This window comes from Saccharomonospora cyanea NA-134 (assembly GCF_000244975.1).
GTDB lineage: Bacteria > Actinomycetota > Actinomycetes > Mycobacteriales > Pseudonocardiaceae > Saccharomonospora > Saccharomonospora cyanea.
Window position 1 is genome coordinate 2,663,965 of record NZ_CM001440.1, and the last position, 16,488, is coordinate 2,680,452.

At 69.5% G+C, this 16,488-nt stretch carries 18 protein-coding genes; 6 read left to right on the forward strand and 12 right to left on the reverse strand.

The features are described from left to right. The first annotated feature begins 463 nt into the window (after positions 1-463). The 3 genes from SACCYDRAFT_RS12560 to SACCYDRAFT_RS12570 all read left to right on the forward strand — a co-directional run bounded on the left by SACCYDRAFT_RS12560 (position 464) and on the right by SACCYDRAFT_RS12570 (position 3,357). Positions 464-1,294, forward strand: a complete 831-nt coding sequence (locus SACCYDRAFT_RS12560; RefSeq protein WP_043536439.1) for an aldo/keto reductase — start codon at positions 464-466, stop codon at positions 1,292-1,294. A gap of 263 nt (positions 1,295-1,557) precedes the next feature. After that, positions 1,558-2,697, forward strand: a complete 1,140-nt coding sequence (locus tag SACCYDRAFT_RS12565) for a S1 family peptidase (RefSeq protein ID WP_005456627.1) — start codon at positions 1,558-1,560, stop codon at positions 2,695-2,697. Between the two features lie 219 nt (positions 2,698-2,916). Next, entirely contained in the window at positions 2,917-3,357 is a 441-nt protein-coding gene (locus SACCYDRAFT_RS12570; protein ID WP_052309191.1) for a DUF4383 domain-containing protein, read from the forward strand. 70 nt (positions 3,358-3,427) lie between these two features. Here the strand turns inward: SACCYDRAFT_RS12570 and SACCYDRAFT_RS12575 are convergent, their stop codons facing one another. From SACCYDRAFT_RS12575 to SACCYDRAFT_RS12585, 3 genes are all read right to left on the reverse strand, one after another. Further along, a complete protein-coding gene (locus SACCYDRAFT_RS12575) occupies positions 3,428-4,603 on the reverse strand; it encodes a zinc-dependent alcohol dehydrogenase (RefSeq protein WP_005456631.1) in 1,176 nt (391 codons plus the stop codon). Then, complete coding sequence (locus SACCYDRAFT_RS12580) at positions 4,600-5,073, reverse strand: SRPBCC family protein (RefSeq protein WP_005456633.1); 474 nt, start codon at positions 5,071-5,073, stop codon at positions 4,600-4,602. Before SACCYDRAFT_RS12580 ends, SACCYDRAFT_RS12575 begins: the two co-directional genes overlap by 4 nt. Before the next feature lie 184 nt (positions 5,074-5,257). After that, positions 5,258-6,532 carry an MFS transporter gene (locus tag SACCYDRAFT_RS12585; RefSeq protein WP_005456635.1) on the reverse strand — a complete coding sequence of 425 codons (1,275 nt, stop codon included), beginning with the start codon at positions 6,530-6,532 and terminating at the stop codon, positions 5,258-5,260. Between the two features lie 85 nt (positions 6,533-6,617). On the opposite strand from SACCYDRAFT_RS12585, the gene SACCYDRAFT_RS12590 reads away from it, so the two are divergent. Then, positions 6,618-7,073: a winged helix-turn-helix transcriptional regulator gene (locus tag SACCYDRAFT_RS12590; protein ID WP_005456637.1), complete on the forward strand. Its 456-nt coding sequence runs from the start codon at positions 6,618-6,620 to the stop codon at positions 7,071-7,073. A 155-nt stretch (positions 7,074-7,228) separates the two neighbouring features. Here the strand turns inward: SACCYDRAFT_RS12590 and SACCYDRAFT_RS12595 are convergent, their stop codons facing one another. The 9 genes from SACCYDRAFT_RS12595 to SACCYDRAFT_RS12635 all read right to left on the reverse strand — a co-directional run bounded on the left by SACCYDRAFT_RS12595 (position 7,229) and on the right by SACCYDRAFT_RS12635 (position 14,289). Next, a complete protein-coding gene (locus SACCYDRAFT_RS12595; RefSeq protein ID WP_005456641.1) occupies positions 7,229-7,759 on the reverse strand; it encodes a hypothetical protein in 531 nt (176 codons plus the stop codon). Positions 7,760-7,788: 29 nt separating this feature from the next. Then, positions 7,789-9,396, reverse strand: coding sequence for an alpha/beta hydrolase (locus SACCYDRAFT_RS12600; protein WP_005456643.1), 1,608 nt, complete (start codon positions 9,394-9,396; stop codon positions 7,789-7,791). 6 nt (positions 9,397-9,402) lie between these two features. Further along, positions 9,403-9,711: a hypothetical protein gene (locus tag SACCYDRAFT_RS12605; RefSeq protein ID WP_005456644.1), complete on the reverse strand. Its 309-nt coding sequence runs from the start codon at positions 9,709-9,711 to the stop codon at positions 9,403-9,405. A gap of 273 nt (positions 9,712-9,984) precedes the next feature. Next, entirely contained in the window at positions 9,985-11,067 is a 1,083-nt protein-coding gene (locus tag SACCYDRAFT_RS12610; protein ID WP_005456645.1) for a MerR family transcriptional regulator, read from the reverse strand. A 90-nt stretch (positions 11,068-11,157) separates the two neighbouring features. Further along, positions 11,158-11,565 (reverse strand): hypothetical protein, encoded by a 408-nt coding sequence (locus tag SACCYDRAFT_RS12615; protein WP_005456647.1) that lies wholly within the window; start codon positions 11,563-11,565, stop codon positions 11,158-11,160. Positions 11,566-11,587: 22 nt separating this feature from the next. Beyond that, positions 11,588-12,409 (reverse strand): alpha/beta fold hydrolase, encoded by an 822-nt coding sequence (locus SACCYDRAFT_RS12620; protein WP_005456653.1) that lies wholly within the window; start codon positions 12,407-12,409, stop codon positions 11,588-11,590. Between the two features lie 69 nt (positions 12,410-12,478). Then, a complete protein-coding gene (locus SACCYDRAFT_RS12625) occupies positions 12,479-12,706 on the reverse strand; it encodes a hypothetical protein (RefSeq protein WP_005456655.1) in 228 nt (75 codons plus the stop codon). Then, the gene (locus SACCYDRAFT_RS12630) at positions 12,703-13,749 is read right to left on the reverse strand and encodes an RNA polymerase subunit sigma-70 (RefSeq protein ID WP_005456657.1); all 1,047 of its coding nucleotides are present in this window, start codon (positions 13,747-13,749) and stop codon (positions 12,703-12,705) included. Before SACCYDRAFT_RS12630 ends, SACCYDRAFT_RS12625 begins: the two co-directional genes overlap by 4 nt. A 117-nt stretch (positions 13,750-13,866) precedes the next feature. Then, positions 13,867-14,289 (reverse strand): hypothetical protein, encoded by a 423-nt coding sequence (locus SACCYDRAFT_RS12635; protein WP_043536442.1) that lies wholly within the window; start codon positions 14,287-14,289, stop codon positions 13,867-13,869. Positions 14,290-14,442: 153 nt separating this feature from the next. On the opposite strand from SACCYDRAFT_RS12635, the gene SACCYDRAFT_RS12640 reads away from it, so the two are divergent. Together SACCYDRAFT_RS12640 and SACCYDRAFT_RS12645 are read left to right on the forward strand one after the other, a co-directional pair. Then, entirely contained in the window at positions 14,443-15,336 is an 894-nt protein-coding gene (locus SACCYDRAFT_RS12640; RefSeq protein ID WP_005456662.1) for a S41 family peptidase, read from the forward strand. Positions 15,337-15,526: 190 nt separating this feature from the next. Continuing rightward, positions 15,527-16,318, forward strand: coding sequence for an alpha/beta fold hydrolase (locus tag SACCYDRAFT_RS12645; RefSeq protein ID WP_005456664.1), 792 nt, complete (start codon positions 15,527-15,529; stop codon positions 16,316-16,318). Positions 16,319-16,488 lie beyond the last annotated feature (170 nt).

A 16,488-nucleotide genomic window follows, 5' to 3' on the forward strand; every position in this document is an offset into this window, starting at 1 on the left:
TCACACAGATCGTTCACCGCACAGCGGCCCGGCACAGGAGCCCGTGGCACCCGGTCCGGGTGGTTCCTCTGCTCTCATACCCCCGCTGAGACTCGCCAATCACGACCACTCACGTGCAGGTGTCGTCCGACGACCGCGCACCTTCGCCGCTCCGGGGGTTTTGGCAGGGGAACTGCCGCAGGGCCTGTGGTGCTTCACGTCCTCCGGTGTGGCGTGACCAGGTCACTCGGCCGAGTGCCGCGGTGAGCGAGTCGTCGTCCAGCCGTCGCCGAGGGGACGCGCCAGGGCACGACAGCCGCCCGGCCGGCCGCTGCGACGACGGGGCACCATCCGCGAGCGTCGCCTGCGGCGTGGGACACATCGCGGAATGCGGACGCAGCTGAATCGGTTCGTCATCAACCACAATGATGTGGGGCCGTCAGGCCGCCACCAGAACCGCAACCGGCAAAGGAAGCACCATCCCATGACACAGGTTCCGAACATCACCCTGAACACCGGCGCCGCGATGCCGCAGCTGGGTTACGGCGTCTTCCAGGTGCCGCCCGACCAGGTCGTGGAGCCGGTGTTGGAGGCGCTGCGGGCGGGCTACCGCAGCATCGACACCGCCGCCGTGTACGGCAACGAGGAGGGCGTCGGGCGGGCCATCGCCGAGTCGGGGGTCGCCCGGGAGGACCTGTTCGTCACCACCAAGCTCTGGAACGACAAGCAGGGTTACGACAGCACGCTCGCGGCGTTCGACGAGAGCCTCACCCACCTCGGGCTCGACTACGTCGACCTGTACCTGATCCACTGGCCGGTCCCGTCGCAGGACCGCTACGTCGACACCTGGAAGGCGATGCAGCGCCTGCACGCCGAAGGCCGCGCCAAGGCCATCGGGGTGTCGAACTTCCAGATTCCGCACCTGCGCCGCCTTCTCGACGAGACCGACGTGGTGCCGGCGGTGAACCAGATCGAGCTGCACCCGAACCTGCCGCAGGAGCAGCTGCGGGCGTTCCACGCCGAGCACGGCATCGCCACCGAGGCGTGGAGCCCGCTGGGGCAGGGCAAGGGACTGCTCGACGACACCACGCTGGCCTCGCTGGCCGACAAGTACGGCAGGACCCCGGCGCAGATCGTGCTGCGCTGGCACCTGCAACTCGGCAACGTCACGATCCCGAAGTCGGTGACCCCGTCCCGGATCAAGCAGAACATCGAGGTGTTCGACTTCGAGCTGTCCGCCGAGGACGTCGCCACCATCACGGCGCTGGAGACCGGTGTCCGGGTGGGCCCGGACCCCGACACCTTCGGCGGCTGAAACCCGGCGTTACGGCCCGCCCGCTGGTTCGTCCAGTGGGCGGGCTTTTTCGTGTCACCGGTCGGAGGAACTGTCCACTCCGTTTCCACAATCTGATGGCTCAAGGCGCGGGAATCGTCTTTTTCCCACTTTCGTCGTGATCCTCTCAGCCCAATCCGGACCATTCGTCGCGAACCATTGAGCGGCTGTGCGGGCATTTCGGGCGCGGCATACTCCAGCAGTCGTCGAAAAACGACGCAATCCTCGCCCCCAGGAGGAAAGTGATGAATCGCAAAACCGCGGCACGCCTGATCGCGTCCGTGACGTTGGCAGCGGGAACGGCAATGGCATTCACCCTGCCCGCGACCGCCGCACCGGCAGCACCCGACTCGGTGGTCCCGACCACCGAGGCCGACCCGGTGGTCAAGGCCATGCAGCGCGACCTCGGCCTCACCAAGGAGCAGGCCGAGCAGCGTCTGCGCAGCGAGGCCGAAGCCCGCAAGGTCCACGAGGCCGTGACCGCGGACCTCGGAGCCGACTTCGCGGGCGCTCACTACGACGCCGCGCTCGGCAAGCTGGTGGTGGGCGTGACCGACGCCGCCGAGTTCGACGAAGTGCGGGCGGCGGGCGCCAAGCCGCGGCTCGTCGAGCACACCGTCGCGGACCTGGAGCAGGCCGCGGCCGCGCTCGACGCGAAGGAGAACAGCGCTCCCGAATCGGTCACCGGCTGGTACGTCGACGTCGAGGCCAACTCGGTCGTGGTGACCACGGCTGTGGGCACCGCCGAGCAGGCCGAGCGGTTCGTGGACCGCGCGGGTGTGGACGCCGATGCCGTGGCCGTCGTGGAGTCGAAGGAATCGCCGCGCGCGCTCATGGACATCATCGGCGGCAACGCCTACTACATGGGTAGTGGCGGACGGTGCTCGATCGGGTTCGCGGTGCAGGGCGGGTTCGTGACCGCGGGCCACTGCGGCACCACCGGCACCTCCACCTCCTCGCCCACGGGCCGCTTCGCCGGTTCGTCGTTCCCCGGCAACGACTACGCCTTCGTCCAGACCGGCTCCGGTGACACGCTGCGCCCGTGGGTGAACATGTACAACGGCAGCGCACGTGTCGTGTCCGGCTCGAGCGAGGCGCCGGTGGGCTCGTCGGTGTGCCGGTCGGGCTCGACCACGGGCTGGCACTGCGGCACGATCCAGGCCAAGAACCAGACCGTGCGGTACGCGGAGGGCACCGTGTACGGCCTCACGCGCACGAACGTGTGCGCGGAGCCGGGTGACTCCGGTGGTTCGTTCATCTCGGGCAACCAGGCCCAGGGCATGACCTCCGGTGGCTCCGGTAACTGCACCTGGGGCGGCACGACGTACTTCCAGCCCGTCAACGAGGTCCTCAACGCCTACGGCCTGAGGTTGATCACAGGCTGAACCACGGTTCCACAGCGCCGGGGTGGTGGCGGGGCGTCCCGCCACCACCCCGGTGTCGTGCTCCGTAGCGATTGGATGCCGCTGTCGCGGGTAGCCGGGCTGGAAGGACGACCACCCGTTCCCGACCCGCACCGGGAGAGGGAAGCAGGCACCGAGAAGGAGCAGGCCGTGTCGGAGGATGCCAGTCACCGGACGCAGTACGACCACCGTCTCGTCCGGATGTTCTCCCTCGCCGTCGGAATCGTGTTCGTCCTCGTCGGCATCGCCGGTTTCATCCCAGGAATCACCGAGGGGGTCGGCGAGATGACGTTCGCGGGCCCCGATTCGGACGCGTTCCTGTTCGGCGTGTTCGCCGTCTCGATCCTGCACAACCTGGTGCATCTGCTGTTCGGTGTCGCGGGTGTCGCGGCGGCCGCCCGGGCGACGGCCTCGCGGGGGTACCTCATCGGCGGTGGGGGCGTCTACCTGTTGTTGTGGATCTACGGAGTCGGCACCCACGACGACAGCGCGGCCAACTTCGTGCCGCTCAACAGCGCCGACGACTGGCTGCACCTCGGCCTGGGGCTCGGCATGATCGGGCTTGGCGTTTTGGCGACGGCGGTCGAGCGGCGGCGCAACGTGTATCCGGAACCGCCCGAGGAACGTGAGGCACGTTCCTGAGAGGTCGGCCGCGGACGAAAACGGGCTTTCGAGCTTCACGCGTTGCGGGAGCGCGGGGCGGGAGCGCGGGTCAGCGAGTCGGGTCGAAGATCGCCCGCACACAACCGTCCTTTTTCTTCTTGAACAACTCGTAGCCCAGCGGGCCCTGGTCCAACGAGAGTTCGTGGGTGACGAGGTGGGCGGTGCTGATGTCGCCTGAGGCGATGCGGTCGAGCAGCATGGGGATGTAGCGCTGGCCGTGTTGCTGAGCGCCGCGGACGGTGAGACCTTTGTTGATCACAGCTCCCAGTGGGAACTTGTCGACGACCGCGCCGAAGACTCCCAGGATGAACACCATCCCACCCTTACGGCAGGCGTGGATGGCCTCCCTGACGGCGGTCGGCCGGTCGGTCTGGAGTCGCAGCTGCTGCTTGACCTGGTCGTAGAGGTGGTGCGGTCCCGCGCTGTGCGCTTCCATGCCGACGGCTTCGATGCAGACGTCGGGCCCACGGCCACCGGTCCGCTCACGCAGCTCCGCACCGACGTCCGTGCGGGTGTAGTCGATGGTCTCCGAACCGATGTAGCGTTCGGTCATGGCGAGCCGCTCGGGATAGCGATCGATCGAGATGACCCGTTCGGCACCGAGCAGCATGGCGGCTCTGGCGGCCATCTGCCCGACGGCGCCACAACCCCACACGGCCACCACGTCGCCGGGGCGGACACCGCCGAGGTCGGCGCCCATCCACCCGGTGGGCACCGAGTCCGACACGAACAGCGCGCTCCGGTCGTCCACCTCGGGTGGCACGGAGAAGGCCCCGTAGTCGGCGAACGGTACCCGGATGTACTCGGCATGACTTCCTCGGAAGCCACCCATCGCGTGGGAGTAGCCGAAGATACCGCCGGGCTCGTAGCCGAACAGCGCCGAAGCGATACCCGGGTTGGTGTTGCTGTTGTCGCACAGCGACCACAGGCCGTTCTCGCAGTACCAGCACCGGCCACAGCCGATGAAGGACGCCACCACGACTCTGTCGCCGACCCGATGTCGCCGCACACCCGGCCCCACCTCGACCACGTCGCCGAGGAACTCGTGCCCCAGCACGTCGCCGGCCTGCATGGCGGGGATGTAACCACCGATGAGGTGCAGGTCCGAGCCACAGGTGGTGCTGTAGCGGACCTTGACGATGATGTCCTGGTCGTTGACGAGCTGCGGGTCGGGCACGGTCTCCGTGCTGAGTTCGTTGACCCCTTGCCAGCACAGCGCCTTCACAGTCGTCCCTCTCCTCCTGCGCGGCGTGTCGCGAAGCGCACCAGTTTTCCGCCGGGCGTGGGCTTACCCGTCGTCGGTGGGGAGTCGGGGCGCATGACCTCGCCGGTCTCGATGACGGACTTGAGGTTGCGCAGCGCACGCCGGAGTTCCTGCCGTGGGTCCTGGCCCCTCGCTCGACGGAGCAGGCCCCCTTGCGGCGGGGTCCGCAACCGCACCGCCACCTCGGTCCCGCGGAGGCCCGGTGCCGGGGTGACGCGGGTTTCGACGTCCTCGTCGAGACCCGCCACAGCCTTCACCAGCCGACCGTCGGCGGTCACCCTGTCGGGAGTGGTGTTCACCGTGACCACCAGCCATCTCCGGGTCGAGTTCTGGGTGCGGCGGCGTCTCGCCGCCAGAGAAGCACCCGTCGCGGCTCCCAGTGCGACGGCGACGCCCGCCCCGATCCTCAGCGACTTCGCCGACTCCGTCACTGTCGTCCTCCCCGCTTCCGACGGTCGCCCTGTCCTGCGGCGTACCCCGTGTGGGGCGGACTATGCGGCGGCGGTGTCGACCCGTTCCTGTGTACCTGTCGACGCATCCAGCGACAGATCACCCTCGACACTCTGCTCGACCGCAAGTAGCGCCCACGGGGCCCGCCGGACACGCTCCTCTCGATCAGCCGACGCCTGCCTTCGACGAACAGCGACGCGTTTGCACGAGGCACGGTCGATTCTTCCTCTGGGCCGAGGCGAGCCGGAAGGAACCGTGATCACAGAGGACGTCTCGTCGCACCCGCGCGACCGCGCGCTGGCTGACGACCCAGACGAGGAACCCACAGAGAGCGAAGGCAGCTCCGAGAAAGGCGGCCCCCGTCCACCCCGCGGCGGAATACACCGTGGTGGTGGCGGATGCTCCGAGGGCGGAACCGAGCGAGTAGAAGAGCATGTAGCCGCCGATGACGCTGCTCGTCCGGTGTGAATACACGGTGGTGAGCAGGTGCTGATTACCGACGTGCGCCGCCTGAACCGCGAAGTCGAGGACGACCACACCGACGATGACCAGCCAGAGCGACCAGGTCGCCTGTCCGGACGCCGACCAGGACACTGCCAGGAGTACGAGCGCGCCCCCCGTGACGAGATCGGCGCGACCGGCGTCAGCCCATCGCCCCGCTCGCGCAGCCCCTAGGGCACCGGCGAGCCCGGCGATTCCGAAGAGGCCGATCTGCGCCGTGTTCAGGTGCCACGGTTCAGCCGCGAGCGGTAACGCCAGGCCGCTCCAGAGTGTGCCGAAGGAAGCGAAGAGGAAGAACGCGATCAGTCCGCGCGAGACGAACAGACGCTCCCGAAAGAGACGACCGAGCGAGGCCAGCACCTCGCCATACGTCGCGTGTACGGAGCGACGGTCGGTCGGCAGCGACTTCAGAACGAGGAGGGTGAGAGCGCTGACCAGCACGGCGAGTGCCGCGTAGACACTTCGCCACCCCCAGAGCGCAGCGAGACTTCCCGCGAACACGCGCGCACCGAGAATGCCGATGATGACGCCGGAAGTGACGGCTCCGAGCGTGCGGCCCCGATCGGTTGCCGTCGACAGGTCCGAGGCGAACGCGACGGTGATCTGGACTACGACCGCGAACAGGCCCGCGACGGCGATCCCGGCGAGCAGAAGCCAGAGCTGGGTCGCGGCCGCTGCCAGCACCATGCCGACCGCGGCGAGGAGCAGATGACCGACGATGAGCTTACGCCGATCGAGCATGTCCCCCAGAGGTACGAGGAAAGCCAGGCCGATCAGGTAGCCGCCCTGCCCCGCTGCCACGATCCATCCCAGATCGGCTTCCGGCACCCCCAGCTCGTGACCGACCTGGGTGAGTAAGGGCTGCGCGACGTAGATCGCCGCCACGGCAACCGAGCAGATCGTCGCGAGCAGCATCCTCCGGCCGAACGTGAGAGTCACCGACATCTCTCCGATCAGTAGCAAATTGCAACTGATCGGACCGTACGGCAGAATGGTTTCAATCCGCAACTCATTGGGAGGAGCCGTGACTCAGGCGACGCGCCGCGTCGACGTGTCCTGGACCGACCCCACCTGCCCGGTCGCGCGCACGCTCGACCTCGTCGGGGAACGGTGGAGCCTGCTGATAATTCGCGACGCGATGGACGGCGCACGATCGTTCACCGACTTCCAGCACCGCACCGGAATCGCGCGCAACATCCTCACCGACCGCCTCCGGCGCTTGGTCGAGCGCGGCATCCTCGACCGACAGACGGCATCCTCAGGACGCCGGCAGCTCTACGCACTCACCGACGCGGGGCGCGACCTCTTCACGGTCATCGTGGCGATGCGTCAGTGGGGCGAACGGCACGCGTTCGCCCCGAACGAGGGTCACTCTGTTCTCGTCGACGAAAGCGGGCTTCCGCTCGCCGAGCTACGCCCCACCGACTCACACGGTGCCCCCGCGAACGTCGATACGACCACTGTCCTGCGGAGGAACTGACCGCACGTCACGGGGCCTCGCTGCCGAACGGGATCACCCGACGACCGCAAGCACCGCTCAGCAGCGAGGCCTCACGCTCCACGAGGTGAAGTTCGGCCAGCCTCGAACTGGCGCCGCCACCGTCAACGATCCTCTGGCCCGCAGGCCCGCAACACCTAGCCCTCCACGCCTTCGGGCGGGGTGCCGTCAGGCCAGACGCACGGTGAGGACGCACCCAGCGACAGGTCGCCCTCGACGCTCTGCTTGACCGACATGCGGAAGGCGTCGTCGTTGCTCTCCACGGACACGAACCGGTCGTGCCCGTCGCGTTTGTCGGCCAGGACGCGGAAGTTGTTCGAGGTCCAGTACTCGTGGAGGGCGTCGACGAACTCGGCGTTGCGGCCTTCGGGCAGGTTGTCCAGCCAGTACGACCTGCCGACCTCGTAGCGGCCGCGGGGTCCGTCGTCGGTGGGGTCGAGGCATTCGGCGGAGTCGGCTCGCAGCAGGGTCAGGGTCGGTTCCACCGGCAGCGCGGCCACGGCCCGCCGGATGTGCTCCTCGGCGCGCTGGGCGGCTTCGTCCTCGGTCATCGTGCGCATGTCGCTCCCTGGTGCTGTCGCGTCCGTGCCGGACGGGGTCGTGTCCCCGCCACCGCCGCAGGCGGTGACGAGCAGCAGGCAGGCGAGGGCCGCCGCCTTTCGGATCACGTGTGTCCCTTCTCGCCGCGCTCGGCCGCTCAGTCGGGCTGCCCGCCGACGACGATGGTGGCCATGTTGCGCAGCGATGCCGAGTCCTGGTTCCAGTACTCCGAGTGTGCCTCGGTGGAGTATCCCCCGGTGTACCAGTCGCCCTCGGTTCCCGGATCGGAGGTGAACACCTCGGCGCCGAAGTCCTCCCCGATGGGTTGGGGACCGTGGATGAACGTCGGTGTGCCGCGGATGATGTCGTTCTCGGCGGTGCTGGCGTAGACACCGGCGTCGTCGGGGAGGTCGAGTTCGGAGGCGTGGTCGACGCCCACGCCGGGACTTCCGATGAACACGACGTTGTCGACGTCGAGTCGTTCGCCCTGCGCCGAGTGGCCGACGACGGTGGAGCCGTAGCTGTGGCCGACGACGGTGTTGTGGGAACCGTCGCCGGTGTGGGTGGCACGCAGGCCTTCCTGGAAGTCGCGCAGGTCGTCGGCCGCGTTCCGGGCGTAGTCGTCGTCTGTGGCCTGGCCGAGGTCCTGCGGTGCGTCGTAGCCGACCCAGGTGATGGCGGCGGTGTCGCTGTGGCGGGACTGCCGGTTCGCCTCGTCGAGGATGAGCTGGCTGCGTTCGAGTTCACCACCGATGCCGGAGAGGTTGGATCCGGTGCCGGGCACGGAGGTGACGACGTTGTCTGCGGTGTCGGGGTTGCCGAGCGCGACGATGCCGCGACCGTTGCCCTCGGTGGAGAAGTCGAGCAGGTAGGCGCGCGGCTGGGTGTCGCCGGGTTCGGCTTCGAGCCGTTCGTCGATGGCGTCCAGCCCGCGCAGCGTGTCCTTGACGCGGTCGAGTTCGCGGTCCTGGTCCTCGGTGCGGTCGTCACCGAGCTCGTCGAGTTCGTCGCGCCTGGCGGTGAGTTCCGCGTGTTCCTCGGCGAAGCGGACGCGGTTGGCGCGGTCTCGGTCGGAGGCGGGGATGCCGTCGAGACCGCCGATCACGTCGCCGTGGGTGTAGATGGCGGACTCCTGCTCCATCGGGGTGAGACTGTCCCACCACTGTCTGACCTCCTGCGGCGACGCGTCGTCGCCCGGCAGGTCGGCGGGATGCAGGACGTTGCCTTCACCGATGGCTTCGAGTTCCAGTCCCGCGGCCGAGGGCAGTGCCTGCGCGAGTGCCGCGGTCGCCACCTGGTCTGCCTCGGTGACGGCAGTCAACACGGACCGGACGGTGTCGGTCAGCTCCTGTGCGGTGTTGCGGTCGCGTGCCTTCTCCTCGTCGCTGCGCCAGTCGAGCAGGCCGCCGGAGTCGGCGCGGACCTCACCGGTGTCGGGGTCGAGTGAGAAGGAGCGGTAGGCGTCGACGGTTTCGACCACGTCGTCGACCGTGCGCTGGGCCCCGGTGACCACGTCGGAGAGGTTGCGCAGTGCCCGTGGGATCCTCTCGATGTACTCGGCGGCGGTGTCGTAGGAGGAACGGACGTCCTCGAAGTGCGTGCGGGCGGTGTCGGCGGCCTGGCCGTGCCAGCCGTCGAGGCCGCCGACCGTGGTTTTGACGTCGCTGGAGGTGGCGGTGAGTTCCTCGGCCAGCCGGGACCACGCCTCCGCGAGGTCGTCGAAGGCCGACGGGTCGGCGTCACGCAGGTCGCGGAAGGAGACCACGGCGCATCACTCCGTGGAACTCAGCGGGGGAAGGGTGTCGAGCACGGCCTGCTCCATGGCGCGGTAACCGTCGGCGCTGTCCTGGAGCAGCCCGCCCGCCATCGCGGTGCGCTTGCACAGATCCTCGATCTGGTACTCCCAGGCTCCGGCGAGGGACTTCGCCTCGCTCGCCGTGGTGAAGCCCTCGTTGGCCCCGTCGTGTCCGGTGACGCGCCCGGTGAATTCGGCTTTCGCCCCGCGGGCCGCGTCGGCGAGCTCGACGAACGCCTCGCCGGTCGCCACGAGGCTGTCGAGATCGACACCGTAGCCGTCCATGCCCCACTCCAGTCCGTGATCGTTTCGCGGGGATGCTAGCGGCGGCCGAGGGGCGGTGGCGGCGGTTCGTCGAGGTGCACGCTCACGTATGCGAAGAGTTCACGCGCAGGTCAGCTGCGCGCGGTCGGCGGGCTGCCACGCGAGATGGCCGCGTCAGGGCTGGTGCGGGGCTCCTTCGCCGGACGCTGGACGCGCCTGCTCCCGGCCACGCACCTCCCTCGGTGGGCTCGGTCTGTTTCGAGATTCGAAAACGGGTTTGTGTGCCGCGGGTGTTCAGCCGTCGGCGCCGTGGACGTCGACCACCACACACGCGAGGTTGTCGGGTGCGCCTGCCGCGTGGGCCTCGGCGGCGAGCCGTTCGACCGCCTCCTGGGGCCGGGAGCCGGTGAGCGCGGCTCGCAGGTCGGGTACGACGGCGTGGAGGCCGTCGGTGCACAGCAGGTAGCGGTCGCCCGGCCTGGCGCGTCGCAGGTGCAGGTCGGGCTCGGCGCCTTCGCCGTCGTGGAGGGCACGCAGCAGCCGGGTGCGGTCGGGGTGTGTCTCGGCCTCGGCCGGGGTGAGTCTGCCCTCGTCGACGAGTGACCGCACGTAGGTGTGGTCCTGTGTCATGCGGGACAGGTCGCCGTCCCGCAGCAGATAGGCCCGCGAGTCGCCGATGTGAGCGATCGCGAGGTCGGCTCCCGCCCACAGCAGCGCGGTCAGTGTCGTACCGGTTCGCGGTGAGGACGTCGCGGTGGCGAACTCGCTCACGGCCGCCCTGGCAGTGTGGAACGCCGTGGTGAGCGTGGTGGTGAGCCGCGCAGGAGGCACCGCCGAGGCAGTCCGGCGCAACGCACGCAGCGCCGCGTCGGCCGAGGAGGAACCCGGTTCCCCGGCTTCCTCGGGCAGTCCGAAGCCGTCGGCGACGGCGAAGAGGATGCCGTCCGCGTGGACGGCATCCTGGTTGCGGGCCCGGACGAGACCCCGGTCGAGCGCGGTGGCGTGCTCGAGTCGCACAGGTGGGTGGCTGACGGACATGTCGTCGTCCTTTCCGGAGAGTCGGTCGAGGAGGAACGCCACGGTCTCCCTGCGTGCGGACACGTCGGCCTCGACCTGCCGCCAGTAGGTGCCGATCTCCTGGGCCGCGGCGGTCGCCGGGAGGTCGCAGACGAGCCGGATACGGGACAGCGGCATACCGATGCCGCGCAGCCACGCGATGAGCCGGGCACGGTCCAACTGCGAGGTGCCGTAGTGCCGGTAGCCGGTGAACGCGTCCACCCTCGCCGGGGGCAACAGCCCCAGCTCGTCGTACAACCTCAACGCCTTGGGTGTGAGCCCGCAGGCGGCGGCGAACTCGCCGATGCTCAGTGTCGTCATGGGTTCCTCCTCGCCCCGGGCGCTTCGCCCGGTGCCGGGAAGCGTGTGGCCTGCCCCCGGGGCAAGGTCAACGCCGGGCGGGTGGCGTGGTCAGCGGACCCGCGTCTGGGTCGCGCGGTAGGAGCCGCCCGGCCACACCCATTCGCCGGACAGCGTGGTGCCCTCGGCGTCGAAGTCGGCCCGGTAGCGGGCGGGAGAGCCGCGGTGGCCTCCCCAGATCGTGAGGGTGTCGCCGTCGATGTCGTAGACGTAGTCGAGCGTCTCGCCGTCGCGGCCGTAGAAGCGGGAGGTGACGTCGGGGTCCGCCTGCTCGGCGCCGAAGGGTCTGTGGTGGCCGATGATCTCGATCCCGGTCACGTGTTGCCCGTTCTGGTGCAGATCGATGTGCTGGACGAGGAAGTGGCCGCCGTCGAGCCACGTGTAGGTGACGGTGCCGGTGGCGCCACCGGTGACGGTCCAGGTGCCGGTGAGGCGATCGAGGTCGCGAATCGTGGTCATGGGTTTCCTTTCCGGAGGCGGTTCAGCGGAGGAACTCGGTCAGAACGGGAGCGAGCTTGCGCGGTGCCTGCATCACGGCACCGTGGTTCAGCTTGGGAAGTGTGCGGTGTTCCGCGTGCGGCAGCAGGTCGGCGAGCGCCCGGGCGGCGTCGTGGAATCCGGCGGGGCTCCTGCCGCCGGTGAGCACGAGCGTCGGGCACGTCACCGCAGCCCAGTCCTCGGCGCGCAGCGGCCTGCCTTGCTGGGTGTCGCCCATGACGGCGAGGTCGTAGGGCAGGGTGTGGGCGAGTCCGGTCAGTGTCGACCACACACCCGGAACGAGCCGCATCATCGTGACCAGGGCCGACGGCATGCCCTGCGCCTCGGTCATGAAGGCCCGCACGGCACCTGCCCGGTCGCCCGAGGCCAGCAGCGCGGCGAGCCGTTCGCCGAAGTCCGCGGGTGGACCGAACCCGCTGTCGCGGCGCACCACGAACGGCGGCTCGTACAGGGCCAGTTTCGTCACTCCGATACCGGCGGCCGCGGCGCGCAACGCCAGCACGGCGCCGGACGAGCTGCCGAACAGCGCCGCCGAGCCGCCCACCTGCTCGACGAGTGCGGCGATGTCGTCGATCTCGCGTTCGACGGCGTAGTGGGCGTGGTCCCCGCTCGCGCCGCGTCCGCGTCGGTCGTAGTTGACGACGGTGTGGTGTTGCGACAGCAGCGCCGCGAGCTTGCGGGTGTCGCGGCGGTCGGCGAGGGCGGACGCCACGAGGACGACGGCGGGCCCCTGGCCGCTGCGCTGGAACGCGATCGGCGTGCCGTCACGGGTGACGACCGTGTCGGTGGTGGAGGTCGTGGGCATGAGCTGCCTTTCGTGCTGGGGTGTCTGTCCTTGAGGGTGTGACGGCGCCGAGCGGGAAAAGGAATCGCTTCACCGACGGCGGACGGTGATCAGCGTGGTGGGCGTCACGGCACGCAGCAGCCGCAGGGACAGCCCGGCCAGCGACAGCACGCTGCCGTGGCCGAACCGCTGCCGCAGGCCGTGGAGGGTCTCCAGTTCCAGTTCGCCGGCGGCGACGACGACGAGCAGCCCCGCCCACGCGTTCCGGTCGTAGGGCCGGGTCTCACCCGCGGCGAGGACGACTCGTTCGCGGCTCACGACAGCACCAGGGGCAGGCCGAACGCGGCGAAGTGACGCGGCTCGAACGACGTGACCGCGCGAATACGTCCACTTTCGACGGTGAGGACGTCGAGCACCTGGGCGCGGAACGTGCCGGGCAGCGACCGGGTCTCGTCGGCGGTGGGGCGTTCGACGTAGTGGGCGACGGCGGGCTGCGTGTTGGCCCGTGTGACGACGCTGCGCCACTGCCCGTGGTACCACGTCGAGTCCGGGTCGAAGACCTCGCGGGTGAACGACAGCATCGCATCGCGCCCTCGCAACCACGCCGGGTACGGCGGCATGGTCAGACGCACGTCGTCGGCGAGCAGCGACGCGAGGACGTCGAGGTCGGCACGTTCGTGGGCGTCGACGTAGCGGCGGACGAGCGCCCGCTCGTCGCGGGTGGGGGCGCTGGCTCTCCAGGCGCCGCGGTCGGGCGGCAGGTGTTCGCGCAGGGTGGCCCTCGCGCGCTGCAGAGCGCTCTTGACCGCCGCGACGCTGGTGCCGAGCAGCGCGGCGGTGTCGGCTGCGGGCCAGCCGAGCACGTCGCGGGTGATGAGCACGGCGCGCTGGGTCGCCGGCAGCCGCTGCACCGCGACGAGGAACGCGAGCTCGACCGTCTCGCGGGCGATGGCGGTCTCGGCCGGTGCGTCAGGAGCGGCGAACAACGCCTCCGGCGCGGGTTGCAACCAGGGCACTTCCGTGGGCGGTGAGGCGGGATTCCCGGCCAGCGGCGCGGACCGGTAGGGCCGCGCGACGCGCCCCCGCTCGTCGATGAGATCGAGGCAGGCATTGGTGGCGATCTTGTAGAGCCACGCGCGGAACGTCGACCGTCCCTGGTAGGTCTGCCGGCGCCGCCACGCGCGCAGCAGCGTCTCCTGCACGATGTCGTCGGCGTCGTCACGGGAGCCGAGCATGCGGTAGCAGTGCACGCGAAGTTCGTGCCGGTAGCGGTCGGTGAGTTCACCGAACGCGGCCTGGTCGCCGTCACGCACGGCGGCGAGTACCAGTGCCTGCACGTTGTCGCCCGTGTTGTCGCCCATGCTCGATCGCCTTTCGTCCTCGGCGGGGTACCGACCGTGTGACCGTCGCGGCGCACGATGGGGATCGGTGGTGTGTCGCGCGCCACAACGGAGCCGGTCGCGCCCCGAGCACTGTCGTCATGCGGACGGTGTGCCGGTGGGCGGACGGACGCCGCGGGCACGCTGCAGCAGGAGCGCCAGGCTCCCCGCAGCAGCACCCCACAAGCCGTTGACCAGCAGCATCGGGACGATCGCGAACGGTTTGGCCAAGGGGCCTTGCAGCTCACCGGTGAGCAGAGGGGAGAGAACGCCGCTGAGTACGGTCGAGAGCACCGCGTAAGCCAGTCCGGTGCACACCAGGGTCAACACGGGGCGGGTGACGGCGCTGAACCCGACCGCGGCGATCCAGAGGACCGTGATCACGCTCGTCAGGATGACGGGCAGGCCTGCGGGGCGGTCGGCGTCGATGTGGTCGAACACGGTGTTCACCACCGGACGAGCGAGGGCGAGAACGCCCAGACCGAGCACAAGCGGCCAGCGCAGTTCCTTGAGAACGTCCATGCCGAGGACGCTAGTGCGGCGCGCAGACGCTGCCATCCGTTTCAGGTCTCGGCCTGTGTCGCTTGTGGCAGGACCGCGCCGTACGTCGGCAGGCGACATCGGGCTTTTCCGAAGCTGACACACGAAGCTGTCCACGATGTAGCGTGGCCCGCTGTGCTTACGAACGAACAGACAATCAGGCGGGCCCTGGATCGGATCACGGCGGAGTACGTCTTCCCCGAGAAAGCCGTGGACATCGACGCCGCGATCCGGCGCCGCCTCGCGGCGGGTGAGTACGACAACGTGGACGGTCCGGTTCTCTGCGAAACCGTGACCGCTCACCTCCAGGAGGTATGCGCGGACAAGCATCTGCGGCTGCTCTGGACGGACGAGCCGCAGTCGCTGGATCCACAGACCGCAGACGATGGCTGGGCCGCGTTCCTCGCGCTGCTCAGAGCGGAGAACCAGGGGATTCGCCGCGTCGAACACGTGGACGGGAACATCGGGCTCATCGACGTCCGGAGCATTGCCTCGGCCGTTGAGGGCGCCGCCGCGATCGGAGCGGCCATGCAACTGGTCGCCCACAGCTCCGCGCTCGTCGTGGACCTCCGCGCATGTCTCGGAGGCGCTCCAGAGGGAGCCGCGATGTGGTGCAGCTACTTCTTCGGCGACGACCAGGTACACCTCAACGACATCTTCGAGCGCTCCACCGGCGTGACACGGCAGTTCTGGACGCTCCCGCACCTGCCCGCACCACGCTACACGGACCGCCCGGTCTACGTGCTCACCAGCGCGATCACGTTCTCCGGCGGCGAGGACGTGGCTTACACCCTTCAGGCGCACAAGCGAGCTGTCCTCGTCGGCGAGACGACGCGTGGCGGCGCGCACCCGACAGCCCGTCATGCAATCACCGAGCACATTCTTGTCACCGTGCCGACCGCCCGGACCGTCAACAGTGTCACCGGCACCAACTGGGAAGGCACCGGAGTGATCCCCGACGTACCCGTCCCGGCGGACCAGGCGCTGGAGACGGCGCTCAAGGCCGCACGGAAGCGCATCGGCGAGTAGGCGCTCACGGCGACGCAACGCAATGCCCGCCATCCACTCGACTATGGGCTCAGCCGCGGGTGTCCACGTCAGGCCACCCCGAAGTGCCGCACGTCTCCGCTACGGCCAGCGCATCATCGACCGCCGAGGTCGTCGGTAGGCTGGCCGGGCCGAGGACAGCGGGACAGTCGCTTGAGGGAGGACCATCTCTATGCCGTGCTTCCGGGCCACCGACGGTGTCGAGATCTCCTACCGGTGTTGGGAGCAGGACTCCGAGTTGCCGCTGGTGCTGCTGCACCACGGTTTCGTCGCCAGCGGCCGGACGAACTGGGAGGCGCCGGGCATCGTCAGGAAGCTCGTCGAGGCGGGACGCCGCGTGGCCACGATCGACGCCCGAGGTCACGGCGACTCCGGCAAGCCCCACGACCCTGCCTACTACGGCGAGGCACGCATGGCCGAGGACGTCACGACGCTGATCGACGTGCTCGCGGAACCCGAGGTCGATCTGGTGGGCTATTCGATGGGCGCGGTCGTCGCGCTGCTCACCGCGGTTCGAGACCGGCGCGTCCGGCGCCTGGTCGTCGGTGGAGTGGGCGCCGGGGTGGTGGAACTCGGCGGGGTGGACACACGGGTGATCCCCGCCGAAACTCTGGTCCAGGTGCTGCGGTCCGACGATCCGGCCTCGGTCGCCGATTCCCCGGCTGCCTCGTTCCGAGCCTTCGCCGACGCGATCGGTGGTGACCGGGTGGCGTTGGCGGCGCAGGCGGCCTCCGTGCACGCCCGGCCCATTCCTCTCGACCGCATCGAGGCCACCACGCTCGTGCTCGCGGGCGACGACGACCCGCTCGCCGCGCGGCCCGAGCTGCTCGCCGGCGCCCTGCGCTCCGCGGTGGTGCGCAGGGTCCCCGGGGACCACATGAGCGCACTGCGCGCTCCGGGCTTCGCGACCGAACTGGTCGGCTTCGTCAACGCCGCCGAGACACCGGCGAGTGCGGTGTCCTGACCACACGCCACCCGCGCCCCAGGCGTGGCGGGCCGCGAGCACGTGTGTGGCGACCGGGCGGTGTGTCGGGGCGCCGGAGTGAACCGCTGTGCGAGAAGTTCCTCCGACAGGGGAGGGGAACCTGGACTTGAGGACCATGGAACGGAAACCGGCGCTGAGCCTTCGAGGTC

Coding starts and splice junctions, on each gene's coding strand:
- SACCYDRAFT_RS12560 (WP_043536439.1), top strand. CDS start 464: ATGACACAGGTTCCGAACATCACCCTGAACACCGGCGCCGCGATGCCG.
- SACCYDRAFT_RS12565 (WP_005456627.1), top strand. CDS start 1,558: ATGAATCGCAAAACCGCGGCACGCCTGATCGCGTCCGTGACGTTGGCA.
- SACCYDRAFT_RS12570 (WP_052309191.1), top strand. CDS start 2,917: ATGTTCTCCCTCGCCGTCGGAATCGTGTTCGTCCTCGTCGGCATCGCC.
- SACCYDRAFT_RS12605 (WP_005456644.1), bottom strand. CDS start 9,711: ATGGACGGCTACGGTGTCGATCTCGACAGCCTCGTGGCGACCGGCGAG.
- SACCYDRAFT_RS12610 (WP_005456645.1), bottom strand. CDS start 11,067: ATGACGACACTGAGCATCGGCGAGTTCGCCGCCGCCTGCGGGCTCACA.
- SACCYDRAFT_RS12615 (WP_005456647.1), bottom strand. CDS start 11,565: ATGACCACGATTCGCGACCTCGATCGCCTCACCGGCACCTGGACCGTC.
- SACCYDRAFT_RS12620 (WP_005456653.1), bottom strand. CDS start 12,409: ATGCCCACGACCTCCACCACCGACACGGTCGTCACCCGTGACGGCACG.
- SACCYDRAFT_RS12630 (WP_005456657.1), bottom strand. CDS start 13,749: ATGGGCGACAACACGGGCGACAACGTGCAGGCACTGGTACTCGCCGCC.
- SACCYDRAFT_RS12635 (WP_043536442.1), bottom strand. CDS start 14,289: ATGGACGTTCTCAAGGAACTGCGCTGGCCGCTTGTGCTCGGTCTGGGC.
- SACCYDRAFT_RS12645 (WP_005456664.1), top strand. CDS start 15,527: ATGCCGTGCTTCCGGGCCACCGACGGTGTCGAGATCTCCTACCGGTGT.